The 12,547-nt window shown below is 39.4% G+C and carries 13 protein-coding genes; 12 read left to right on the top strand and 1 reads right to left on the bottom strand.

Annotated elements, in window-relative coordinates:
• Positions 1-46 precede the first annotated feature (46 nt).
• The gene (locus tag NE668_RS04420) at positions 47-1,204 is read right to left on the bottom strand and encodes an aminotransferase class V-fold PLP-dependent enzyme (protein ID WP_227037768.1); all 1,158 of its coding nucleotides are present in this window, start codon (positions 1,202-1,204) and stop codon (positions 47-49) included.
• A 120-nt stretch (positions 1,205-1,324) separates the two neighbouring features.
• Here NE668_RS04420 and yedE point away from each other — a divergent pair, with 120 nt between their 5' ends.
• The 12 genes from yedE to NE668_RS04360 all read left to right on the top strand — a co-directional run bounded on the left by yedE (position 1,325) and on the right by NE668_RS04360 (position 12,418).
• On the top strand, positions 1,325-2,386 hold the full coding sequence (yedE, locus tag NE668_RS04415) for a YedE family putative selenium transporter (RefSeq protein ID WP_077708096.1): 1,062 nt from the start codon (positions 1,325-1,327) through the stop codon (positions 2,384-2,386).
• A 110-nt stretch (positions 2,387-2,496) separates the two neighbouring features.
• Positions 2,497-2,745, top strand: a complete 249-nt coding sequence (locus NE668_RS04410) for a putative Se/S carrier protein (RefSeq protein ID WP_004693778.1) — start codon at positions 2,497-2,499, stop codon at positions 2,743-2,745.
• A gap of 348 nt (positions 2,746-3,093) precedes the next feature.
• Complete coding sequence (locus tag NE668_RS04405) at positions 3,094-3,780, top strand: carboxymuconolactone decarboxylase family protein (RefSeq protein WP_004697971.1); 687 nt, start codon at positions 3,094-3,096, stop codon at positions 3,778-3,780.
• 200 nt (positions 3,781-3,980) lie between these two features.
• Complete coding sequence (gene trmB, locus NE668_RS04400; protein WP_004697974.1) at positions 3,981-4,640, top strand: tRNA (guanosine(46)-N7)-methyltransferase TrmB; 660 nt, start codon at positions 3,981-3,983, stop codon at positions 4,638-4,640.
• A gap of 1 nt (position 4,641) precedes the next feature.
• Positions 4,642-5,967 carry an FtsW/RodA/SpoVE family cell cycle protein gene (locus NE668_RS04395; RefSeq protein WP_227037771.1) on the top strand — a complete coding sequence of 442 codons (1,326 nt, stop codon included), beginning with the start codon at positions 4,642-4,644 and terminating at the stop codon, positions 5,965-5,967.
• 128 nt (positions 5,968-6,095) lie between these two features.
• On the top strand, positions 6,096-7,379 hold the full coding sequence (uraA, locus tag NE668_RS04390) for a uracil permease (RefSeq protein WP_008715436.1): 1,284 nt from the start codon (positions 6,096-6,098) through the stop codon (positions 7,377-7,379).
• Between the two features lie 197 nt (positions 7,380-7,576).
• A complete protein-coding gene (locus NE668_RS04385; protein WP_004693763.1) occupies positions 7,577-8,041 on the top strand; it encodes an NfeD family protein in 465 nt (154 codons plus the stop codon).
• A gap of 36 nt (positions 8,042-8,077) precedes the next feature.
• The gene (gene floA, locus NE668_RS04380; protein WP_004693762.1) at positions 8,078-9,034 is read left to right on the top strand and encodes a flotillin-like protein FloA; all 957 of its coding nucleotides are present in this window, start codon (positions 8,078-8,080) and stop codon (positions 9,032-9,034) included.
• Between the two features lie 8 nt (positions 9,035-9,042).
• The gene (locus NE668_RS04375; RefSeq protein ID WP_227037774.1) at positions 9,043-9,699 is read left to right on the top strand and encodes a hypothetical protein; all 657 of its coding nucleotides are present in this window, start codon (positions 9,043-9,045) and stop codon (positions 9,697-9,699) included.
• Positions 9,700-9,951: 252 nt separating this feature from the next.
• Complete coding sequence (locus tag NE668_RS04370) at positions 9,952-10,683, top strand: sortase (protein WP_101928948.1); 732 nt, start codon at positions 9,952-9,954, stop codon at positions 10,681-10,683.
• Between the two features lie 54 nt (positions 10,684-10,737).
• Positions 10,738-11,676: a hypothetical protein gene (locus NE668_RS04365; RefSeq protein WP_101928949.1), complete on the top strand. Its 939-nt coding sequence runs from the start codon at positions 10,738-10,740 to the stop codon at positions 11,674-11,676.
• A gap of 148 nt (positions 11,677-11,824) precedes the next feature.
• Complete coding sequence (locus NE668_RS04360; protein ID WP_008602839.1) at positions 11,825-12,418, top strand: DNA glycosylase; 594 nt, start codon at positions 11,825-11,827, stop codon at positions 12,416-12,418.
• The last annotated feature ends 129 nt before the right edge of the window (positions 12,419-12,547 follow it).

Here is a 12,547-nt window from a genome sequence, read left to right as displayed (position 1 = left end):
ATAAAAGGCTATATACCAAAGTATATAGCCTTAACGGTGATAATTATTATTTAGTATTTTTCAGGATTGTATGTAGTGCAGATAATGCCATATCTACCTCTTCAAGTGTGTTGGCATAGCCAAAGGAGAAACGCACAGTTCCCTCAGAATAGGTTCCTAGTGTTTGGTGTGCTCGCGGGGCACAGTGGAGTCCAACGCGCGTCATGATGTGATAGGTTGATTCTAGTTCGTAAGCAACGCTCGCAACATCAGCTCCATCAATTGTAATCGATACGGCAGCAGTTCTGTTCTGAACATCTTGCTTGCCAATGATGTTAATGCCATCTATCGGTCGTAATCCTTCGAGGAAGGCTTCTGTCAAAGCGAGCTCGTGGTTGTGAATGCTTTCCATACCCTTCGACTCAATAAAGGTGAGACCTTTGTTGAGACCTATGATACCTGGTAGGTTTAATGTGCCTGATTCAAAGGCGTCGGGCATATTAGTAGGCATTGTTTCCAAATGTGAGAAACTACCTGTACCACCAGTAATAAGAGGGGTTAAGGTTTGAGCCATTTCTTTGGTCAAGATCATGCCACCAATACCTTGGGGTCCCAATAATCCTTTGTGACCTGTAAAGCAGAGGGCATCTATTTGAGATTCTTTTACATCGATAGGTATGACACCAGCCGTTTGTGCTGCGTCTACAATAAAATGTAGATTATGCTCTTTGCAGAGTATACCGATTTCTTTAATGGGTTGTATGGTTCCACATACATTGGACGCGTGATTAATAATTATAGCTACTGTATTTGGACGAATGAGTGACTCAATAGCGTCTAATTTGATAGAACCTGTAGTATCACAAGGGATAGTATCAAAGGTAATATCTTCATTGAGTAGCTGTGTGAGCGGTCTCATGACAGCATTATGCTCCATAGAGCTAACGAGTACGTGATCACCGGATTTCAATAGGCCTTTGATAACCATGTTTAAGCTCATCGTCACATTTTGTGTAAAGATGACATGTGATGGATCATGGCTGTTGAATACGTTGTTTAGTCGTTGTCTTGTTGTATAGATAATATCCTCTACATCATAGGCGAGGGCATAGGAGCCACGGTTGATGTTGATACCGTAGTTCGTTAAATAGTCTGACATGGCATTAGCCACATTTGGAGCTTTGGGAAATGTGGTGCTCGCATTATCTAAATAGATATACTTCATAGGTAATCTCCATGAATAACAAGATGTATTTATGGTTATTATATCATGAGTATTGTGCTTGATCGGGTAGGAGCACATACTTATATAGTTTTAGTTCTTGTAGTTTGAAAGGAGTTTATTATGAGTGGGTCTCATGAAAAAAGAAATTTAATTATTGCAGGCCTTATAATTGGTGTTATTGCAGGTTTTCTCGTATTAGCCGGAAATCCAGGTAACATGGGCTTCTGTATTGCTTGCTTTGTTCGTGACACCGTAGGTGCTCTTGGTCTACATCGTGCTGCACCGGTACAGTACATTCGTCCAGAAGTTATCGGTCTTATTTTAGGGGCCTATGTATTGTCCATGATTCGTGGCGAACACCAAAGTAAAGGTGGTTCCTCTCCAATTATTCGATTTATTCTTGGTTTCTTTGTTATGATTGGTGCTTTGATGTTCCTCGGTTGCCCAATTCGTATGATTTTGCGACTTGGTGGCGGTGACTTAAATGCTTTGTTCGGTATTGCTGGTTTTGCTGGTGGTATTGGGTTCGGTACAATATTCTTGAAAAAAGGCTATTCTTTACAACGAACTTACGCATTGAGTAAGTTAGAGTCTGCTATGATGCCTGCCATCCAAGTTGGGCTATTAGTGTTAGTAGTAACTGCTCCGGCATTTATCTTCTTTAGTCAAAAAGGACCAGGCGCTATGCATGCACCTTGGTTAATTTCATTGGCAGCAGGCCTTGTGGTAGGTGGCTTATCTCAATTTAGTCGCCTTTGTACCGTTGGTGGTTTTCGGGATTTATTCTTGTTCAAAAAATCCATTCTTATCTTTGGTTATTTAGCGGTTCTCATTGGTGTATTCGTTGTGAATATTAGCTTTGGTAATTTCCATCTTGGCTTTGAAAACCAACCAATTGCACATACAGATGGATTGTGGAACTTCCTAGGTATGGCGCTTGCAGGTTTCTGTAGCGTATTGCTTGGGGGCTGTCCATTACGTCAATTAATCATGACTGGTGAAGGTAATTCTGATTCCGCTGTTACAGTGCTTGGCCTTGCGGCTGGCGCAGCATTTGCTCATAATTTCGGCTTAGCTGCCTCTGGTGCTGGTCCTACACTAAATGGTGAAATTGCTGTAGGTGTTGGCTTTGTGGTAGCGTTCATTATTGCTGTACTTAATACAAAACGTTCAAATGCTTAGCCTGCAGATGGTTAACTTGGAAATGTTTAGATCATGTATGGTATGATCAACATATAGTATGAATGTATTTTACTATTTTATTCGTTATTGATAGCTAGAATTGAGTGTCTATGAAATATATTGCCACTTTTTACTCTCATTTTGGAGCGATTCGCTTCAAGCGTGAAGCCCCAGAAGGGGTAACTAATATAGAACTACGTCCTGTACCACGGAATCTTAGTTCGTCCTGTGGAACGAGTGCTTCCTTTGAGGCTGATGAAAGTTTTACTTTCACGGAGGATCCTACAGAGGAAATTGAACAAATAGTGGCTGTTACAGTTGAAGGTTATAGAACTATATTTGAAAGCTCAAATGAGTAAATTATATAGACTGTTTGGTTCAGTATTGCTGCATAGTTGGTATGATTCGAATTCTCTTTCTTAGTTTATTACGATAGCCATTAATCTCTTTGATAAAATAGTAGAAGTGCATTTTGATGCATTGTTAAGTGTGGTTTATAAATATATAATTTTTATAGATAAATATATATAATTTCTTAAAAGATTATAGATTTTTTTCGAATAGGACTATAAAAATTAGATGAAGTATTATATAATAATATCTACAGTATGTATTACAGTAGAACAGTAAAATAAATCCATTGATAATGTACGCTACTATTGCAGTATTATACAATTAGTATTAATGATAAGGGAGATTGTAAGACTTTGAAAAGAGTATTAACCTTAACATTAGCCGTGGCCATCGTTGCCGGTGGCTATATGTTTGAGGCTAATGGGGCGGGAGAACAACCTTCTAAACAGGCACCATCTATATCTGAGATAAATATATATACGCCAAAAGAGCTTAATGCACGTCAGAAAGACTTGGTTGAAATTGGCCGCTATACTGCGTCTGGTGATCAAGGTGCATTAAAGAGTGTAATTGCATCTGCTATTGAGCGAGGCACGTTGACGCCACAAGAGGTGAGTATTGCCATTCGTCAACTTTACTCTGCTGCTGGCTTGAAACAAATGAATGCTGCTTTAGCTACATTTGATCAATTACGTGATGAACGCCCTGAGTTTGGCGATGAGTACGAAAAATTGGTACCAAAGCAAACAGGACTTAGTGCTTTATTGGGGAATGGCACTAATGGGGCACCTTTAACAAAGCCGAAAGCTGAGGAAGCAAAAGAGGGGGTTCAATATAATACGTTCCGTATGAAAAAACCAAAACCTCAAAATCGTAATCGTTCACGTCTAGGTAAATTGGACCGTGAATTGGTCGCTGCGGCAGCATTAGGTACTCGAGTTGGTAAAAATAATCTTTTCACTGCAGCTGAAAAGAGTTTATCTGAACTTGGCCTAAGTCAATATCAAATTGAAAATTTAGAAGCTATGATTTTCCAATAAAATGTAGACCTATTTCTTCGGAAGTAGGTCTTTTTTTATAAGAAGTGCTTTCATAGTCGCAGTGATTCGTATTAAATACATAGAATGTAATTGACGTTTAATGTCCCCTTTTCTATAATTAATAAGATAGGTATATGACCTGTAATAATAAATATAAATAAATATAAACATATTTTTAAAAATAGATGTAAGGAGAAAGTATGCGCCTTCGTAGAAAACCATGGATTGATGAAGCTATCCACGAATATGACTCTCATATTATTTTGTCTGGCCAAGAAGCGTATAAAGGCAAGTGGTGTGAATTATTTGAACATCCTGAGTACCCATTATATATGGAACTAGGGACGGGGAAAGGTCGCTTTATTGCGGGGATGTCTGAAGCGTATCCAAATGCTAACTTCGTAGGTTTTGAAGTGCAGCTGGGGGTTATTTATTATGCAGCACAAAAAATCTTTGAAGGGGAGCGGAACAATGCAAAGGTATCTTTATTTGATATCGCAGGTATTGAAGAGATAGTAGCACCAGGTGAAGTTGATCGTTTCTATATTAACTTCTGTGATCCCTGGCCTAAGGCGAAACATGCAAAACGCCGCCTTACATATCACACATTCCTCGATCGTTATGCTCGTCTTTTGAAAGATGGTGGTGAAGTCCACTTCAAGACGGATAATGAAGGATTGTTTATGTTTTCTCTCGAAGAATTCAAAGAATGTGGTTGGGAGCTTAAAAATGTAACGTATGATTTACATAGTACGGATCTTCCAAATGTAAAGACTGAATATGAAGAAAAATTTAGTGAAAAAGGTCAACCTATTTTCCGCTTAGAAGCAATTAAGCCAAAAGTTCAAAAGGAGGCTTAACATGCAAACACCGAATAAGGGGGATAGTCGGTGGGGCTCACTCTTTAAAAATGACTTACAAGGTATGCTCTTACCTATTCTTCTCATTACAATTATAGGCAGTGTAAATATCTTTAGTGCTACGTATATCAGCTCTATCTATGAAAATACGGGATTATTAGGATACTTTTTAAAACATATGACATTCTTGCTTTTGTCTATGGCGGCAGGTGTCATATTGTATCGTTACGATTACCGTCAGTTACAGAAGCCTCACATGTTGCAAAGAATTATGATTGCTACACTAATTGGTATGATTTTGGTTCTTGTGATTGGTGCAGTCATTAATGGTGCACGTCGTTGGATTGTTATTGGGCCTGTATCGATTCAACCTTCAGAATTTGCGAAATTGGCTGCCTTGATATGGACGTCGGCTAAATTGAGCACCATGCGGAAATGGGGAAAACCAAAGCATACTAACCCTCTCATTAATTTACAAGGTTATTTTAGTGAACGTATAAGTTATATGTTGCCAATGTTAATATGGCCAATTATATTTGCAGGCTTAACAATCTTGCAACCAGATATGGGCACGACCGTATTGATTTTTGGCTTTTCCTTTGTGCTCATCTATTTAGCGGGCTTTGATGGAAAATTCTTTGGCGGAGCTTTTGTGATAGCTGGATTTCTTGGCTTTATTGCAGCTCGTATGTCGCCATATCGCTGGGAACGTATTCAATCTTGGTTTGATCCTTGGCCTCATGCGCAGGATATGGGGTATCAAACAGTTCAAGGGCTGTTGGCCGTAGGTTCTGGCGGTATTTTAGGCGAAGGCTTTATGCAAGGTACATCAAAGTATTTTTACTTACCAGAAGCACATACGGACTTTGCCTTTGCTGTATGGGCCCAAGAAATGGGTTTCGTTGGTGCAGTGTTTGTTGTCGTTCTGATTGCAGCTTTTACCTATTTTGGGTTCCGCATTTCTAATAAGGCTCGTGATGAATTCGGGAAATGGTTAGCAATGGGCATAACATTGCTTATCAGTGGTCAGGCTTTGTTTAACATCGCCATGGTATGCGGTATCATGCCTGTAACAGGGGTACCATTACCATTTGTTAGTTATGGTGGCTCTTCATTGCTGATGAATTTCATGGCTATTGGGTTGTTGGCAAGCATTGGTCGTCGTAATGTAGAAGGGGTAAAACAAGTTGGTACAGCTGAACCATTACCATCTTTGCGTGAAGAAACACAAAGTCGTTTCAAGCCTTCTGCTACGACGCGTACTAATAAGACAAATATGCCTGGACCGTTTAAACCACGGCCTTCTAAAAAGTCGACTCGTAGATAGATTAAATTTGAACGTTAATATCTAACGTATGTATCATAAGATGAATCTGTTTGTGTAAATTCATAGAGTATATTTAAGGACTGTACTATATGAACTTAGCATCGTTATATTGTGTGTGAGGAGAAACGATGAAAGATTATATTGATATTCAAGAACGCCCATCATGGGGCCGAATGTTACCACTTAGTTTTCAACATTTATTTGCCATGTTTGGCTCTACTGTATTGGTACCGTATTTATTAAAAGTAGACCCTGCAACAGCATTGTTTATGAATGGTATTGGTACATTATTGTACTTATTTGTGTGTAAGGGTAAGATTCCTGCATATCTTGGTTCCAGCTTTGCTTTTATTGCGCCTGTAGCAGGTGTGTTATCTGCTGGTCTTGGTTATGAAGCGGCAAAAGGGGCCTTCGTTGTATTTGGTCTATCTTTTGTAATTTTGTCTGTTCTCGTACGTTATATTGGTACGCGTTGGATTGATAAATTATTCCCACCAGCGGCAATGGGTGCTATCGTAGCGATTATCGGCTTAGAATTAGCGCCAGTAGCGATGAGTATGTCTGGCCTTATCGGTAATCAAGATTTAGGAATGAGTCATAGCCAAGCTGTTATTATCTCTATGTTTTCCTTAGTTGTTACCTTGCTTGGAACTGTTGTGTTCCGTGGTTTCTTAGCTGTTATTCCTGTTCTTATCGGTGTTGTCTCCGGTTATGTATTGTCTGCTGTGATGGGAGTTGTTGACTTCTCTGGTGTAGAAGCTGCTCCGTGGCTTTCATTGCCTCAGTTCTATGGCATGCCTGTATTTGATATCAATGCGATTATCATGATTATGCCGGCGCTCTTCGTAGTATTTGCAGAGCATGTTGGTCATTTAGTTGTTACTAGTAATATCGTCGCTAAAGACTTAATGAAAGAACCTGGTCTACAAAGATCCTTGCTTGGTGATGGTCTTGCAAATATTCTTTCTGGTTTCTTTGGTGCTACACCAAATACGACGTATGGTGAAAACATTGGCGTACTTGCCATTACTCGTTGTTTTAGCGTATGGGTAATTGGCGGTGCTGCAGTGCTTGCGATGATTATATCCTTTGTTGGTAAAGTGGCAGCACTTATTCATGCTATCCCAGTACCTGTTATGGGCGGGGTTTCTATTCTCTTGTTCGGCATTATCGCAGCTTCTGGCTTGCGTATGCTTGTAGAACGTAAGGTGGATTATACAAACCCTGTTAATATGATTCTTACATCCGTTATCCTTGTGGTAGGTCTTAGTGGTGCAGAACTTGCGGTTGGACCTGTAGTGTTAAAAGGAATGGGGCTTGCTACTGTAGTAGGTATGGCGATGAGCATTTGTTTGTTGATCCTTCAAAAAACAGGCGTTGGCAATGACCAATTGAAAAAAACAGAAGTATAACCTTATACGATTTTAAGCTCTTGGCATAGAACCTTGAGATTAAAGTGAATTGACTTGTATTCAATACAATAAACGACTACTGAATCAGATTGTATCTGTGAAAGTAGTCGTTTTTGTTTAGTATCTTTATAATTTATCTTCAATATTGTATAATAAATATATAAGTTGTATAAAATTAATTTTAGAGAGGAGGGCCTATGGAGTTTTTAATATGGATGGCTATCGGTGTTTCCTTGATGGCTGTAGAACTCGTAGTACCAGGCGGTATTTTAGGTCTTATCGGTTATTGTGCATTCCTATGGGGCGTTTATGTAGCTCTTGGGGAAGGTACGGTAGCATTGTATGCCGTGCTAGGATTAACAGCCTTGTTAATTGTCATTATCATTGTGTTCTTTAATCACTTTGAAAAGACATGGATAGGGAAATTGTTTACCTTAGGGCAACGGTCTACGACAAAAGCCGGTTATGTATCTAATGATGTATTAGAAGATTTGGCTGGCAAGGAAGGTGTAGCTCATACAACACTACGCCCTGCAGGTATTGCTAAGATTAATGGTAATTTGGTAGATGTTGTAACCGAAGGTGACTTCATCGATGCCGGTTCACCTATTGTGGTCCTTCGAGTTGTAGGTGGTCGCAATATTGTTAGAAAGCGAGATTAAGCTTTCACAACATCGTCGTAAATTATGGAGGTTATTATGGATGTAGGTATTTTAATTTTGATTCCCATTCTGCTGATTGGTATTATGGTATTCTTATATGTTGTGCCATTAGGGCTTTGGGTATCTGCTTTAGCAGCGGGCGTTAATGTTGGTATCTTTACACTTGTAGGTATGCGCTTGCGTCGCGTAAATCCGTCTCAAATTGTAATGCCGTTGATTAAAGCTAATAAAGCGGGGCTTGATGTGAATGTAAATCAGTTGGAAGCGCATTACCTTGCAGGTGGTGACGTTGACCGCGTTGTAGATGCTTTGATTGCCGCTGAACGGGCATCCATTCCGTTGACCTTTGAACGTTCTGCAGCTATTGACCTTGCCGGTCGTGATGTATTGGAAGCGGTTCAAATGTCCGTTAATCCTAAAGTGATTGAAACTCCAATTATTTCTGCGGTAGCAAAAAATGGTATCGAATTGAAAGTTCGTGCTCGTGTTACTGTACGTGCGAATATCGATCGCCTCGTTGGTGGTGCTGGTGAAGCCACAATTATTGCCCGCGTAGGTGAAGGTATCGTAACGACTGTAGGTTCCTCTGAAGAACATACAGATGTATTGGAAAATCCAGATCACATTTCCCGTACTGTATTGGGTAAAGGCCTTGATGCGGGTACTGCATTCGAAATCTTGTCCATCGATATTGCTGACGTAGATGTGGGACGTAACATCGGTGCTCAATTGCAAACTGACCAAGCGGAAGCAGATAAGAAAATTGCTCAAGCTCGTGCCGAAGAACGCCGTGCAATGGCGGTTGCGACAGAACAAGAAATGCGTGCTAAAACACAAGACATGCAAGCTAAGGTTGTGGAAGCACAAGCTGAAGTTCCTAAAGCATTGGCAGAAGCTTTCAGAAACGGTAATCTAGGTGTTATGGATTACTATAATATGAACAATATTATTGCAGACACTAAAATGCGTGAAAACTTAGCAGATGGTGAATAGGAGTAGCTATGGACTCTATTTTGTCTTCAGTGCTATCCATCTTTTCGCATAATCCAATCTTTGTTTTAGGTATCATCGCGTACATTGCTTTTTCCATTATAAAAAATAAGAATACTGAAGAGTCTGAAGAATATGATGAGTATGAAAGCTCTGGTGGCGGAACTTGGGAAGATATGGAGCGCGAATATGGCATCTCCATAGAACGCAAGGTAGATGAACCGTCTACGGGTGATTTGTCTAAGGTTGATGACTTTTATCGGGATTCTTATGAAGATAAACCGATTGTAACTCAGCAACCAGAAGCTCCATCGCAAACTATGGAAAACATACATTTCAATGAAGAGGCTGCAGCAACTCAACGAGATATTGAAGCCTTATCAATGAAAAGTTCCAGTAGCAATCCGAGTTATACTACCAGTAAGACTCGCTTAGATAGAGAAGCTGTTACGGGGCCGACCTTAAGTGAAAGACTAGCTGAGTTTAAACGAGATAAAGCAGCTAAAGAGGGACAAGTTCTTGTTGAAAATGTAGGTATTACAACTGCGCCTACTGCTCTAGCTGCGACTTCAACTCGTGGGCGTAAATCTAATCATGCTTTAAAAGAGGGCATGAAATGGTCGATCATTTTAAGTAAACCTAAAGCTCTTGAACGTAGATACCGCTAATGAAGCAATCTATTTATAAGCGTATAAACTAATTATGGTTTTATTAGAACATAAATAATAACGGATTGTGCACTGATGTGGTATAGCAACCATACTGTCACATATCATAATGTGGGGCATATAATTACATATTGAAAGAGGTTCCTATTGGTCACCTATGTGACTATTAGGAACCTCTTTTTTATTGTTTTTTCTTAGTGAAACTTTCACAATAATAGGGGAAGGAGTTCGTTCATAAGGAAGGGCAAAATTATGTATCGAAATGTGCGTGTTATACCAAAACAGCTGTTGCAGCAATTATATATAGAGAAACAATGGAGCGTTCGCGATGTGGCGGATTATTTTCAATGTAGTGTTGATACCATCATGCGCCGTATGAAAGCGTACGATATCGAACGGAGGCCTCTGAAGAAAGAAATCAATATGGTCCATGTACAAGCTTTGTATGAGACCGGTAAGTGGTCGCTCCATTCATTAGCAAAGCGTTATGATGTGTCTATTACGACGATGGCGAATCGCTTGAAGGAATATGGATTGGTTTGTCAGCAATCAAATAAAAACGTCTCTATAGATGTAGTGCGTATATGTAGGGCCTATAAAAGTGGAAATAGTACAGATGCCATTGCTCGTATGTATGGTATATCGCGATGGAAAGTTCACCATGTATTGCGGCATATGGGGAATTGCTTACTTCCTAAAGTTCGAAAGCCTATGCGCGTAGAGGAGATGGCTTATTTATATATTCATCATCACATGAGTACAGATGACATTGGCCTAGCTTATGGGATACGTGGTTCTACAGTGGCAATTTATTTGCGAGAGCAAGGTATAGAAATAAGGGCAAATACTCTTGATCTAGACGAAAATAAGATTAAAAAACTCCGTGCTCAAGGTTATGGAGTTGCAAGGATTGCACAGGTGATGGGTTGCTCTACCTCTGCTGTGCGAAAGCGTCTAGCTATGAAAAAATATATCTCTCCTTGATGTAGCGTGGTAGATACTATATACTTAAATTTATACAATGATGGGAGGAATATTATGCTCGAAATTATATCTGCTTTAACACCGTTTTTATTACTGGGCTTAGTGGCTGCTGGTTTATCTCGACTTTCTGGGGTAGCCTTATCTATGGTTGTAGTACCAACTTTATTGATTTGGGGTGCAACTGCGGTTGACGTAATCGCCTTTATGTTGCTCTTTGTGGTGTACAACAACTTCACTATGGAAACACAAGATATTCGTTTAGATTATAAAGATCTTGTCTTATTCCCTAAATGGCGCTTGTGCATTCCCTTCATTTTGAGTTTGGTAAGCGCGTTCTTTGTTCCTGCTGCAGGCATTGCTGTTTTTATGGCTTGCTTTGTTTTAGAGTTATTGGCTACTGTGTATAAACGCATTCCTGAAAATAAACGACCTCGTTTACAGCGTGTAATAGTAGCATCGATTTTGAGTGCTGTTGCAACAGCTGTAGGTGCTTATATAGGTCCTAAAATTCCTAGTGAATTCTACTTTGTCTGTGTAGGCTTAGCCATTTTAATCATTACAGACTTTGCATGGTATGCCGGCAAGCATAGAGATGCTTTTAGAAGCGTATGGGATAGCATTTGGGCTGGTTTTAATATATTCTTAGGCATGTTTGGCATAGAGGCTTCATATTATCCAGCTGCACTTACGCGATCTATTCCAAATCCAATGGATCGCATGTTGCCTATGGTTACTGTAGTAGGTGGCTATGCAGGCCTTATGGTAGTATTCGGTTTTTATAACATTTTTTCTATACCGTCTTTGATTACAGCTATTGGTGCTGCTATAGGGATACGCCTCTTTGGTATGTATGAATTTCCTCGTAATGGCAGTTTCTCTTATTTAGCAATCGGTTTTGCCGTGGCTGCCGTAATTTGCTTGTATCTCGTATCTCCGACACCAGTTGGTTTCGATCATATTAATACCTTAGTTTCTCAACCAATTGGCCAATAATAATAGATAATGTAAGTCTATTGATATATTTTAATGAGTTCTTTAGTTGCTTTCACCTAGGAGCTAATTGGATTATAATGTGTGATATATCTCATATATTGTATTGAAAATTAAGTTCATATTAGAATGTGAAAGGAGTTGATGCTATATGGCAGAAACAATTGAAACAAGACCATTCCCTCCATTCTTACCAAAGAAGGCAACAGTCATGATGATGGGCACATTTCCTCCAGAACAATCAAAACGTGCTATGGAATTCCATTATCCAAATTTCCAAAATGATATGTGGCGTGTTTTTGGCCTCGTATTCTTTGATGAAAAGGATCATTTTAGAAATGGTGAGGAAAAAGCGATGGATCCTGAGAAGATTAAAGCCTTTTTGTCTGAAGCTGGAATTGCATCTTGTCCTACTGTTTTGAAAGCTATTCGCGAAAAAGGGAATGCATCTGATGCATTTCTTAAGGTCGTTGAACCAGTTCCACTTGCGGACGTACTGGAGCAAATCCCTGACTGTAAGCATATTGGTACAACAGGCGGCAAGGCTACGGAGATTTTATTGAGCCTTTTACCAGAAAAGGTTAAATTACCTAAAACTGGTGAAACAATTCCTTTTGTATTTAATGGTCGGGAATTGACATTGACACGTTTGCCATCTACATCACGTGCTTATCCGTTGAGCCTACCGAAAAAGGCTGAAGCGTACAAGAATTTCTTCAAAGCTTGTGGTCTAAAAACAAAATAAATATTTAAAGTAGCACCTTTAATAGTTGGCTTTGAGTCTTTTGGTCTCATCTGTCGTTATTGAAGGTGTTTTATATCGTAAAAATATATGAGATATTAAAATGGAAATTAATGCATATTTATTGTGAGT

The sequence above is a fragment of the Veillonella parvula genome (assembly GCF_024461875.1).
Classification (GTDB): Bacteria; Bacillota; Negativicutes; order Veillonellales; family Veillonellaceae; genus Veillonella; species Veillonella parvula_I.
This window is presented reverse-complemented; position numbering and strand designations above follow the sequence as displayed.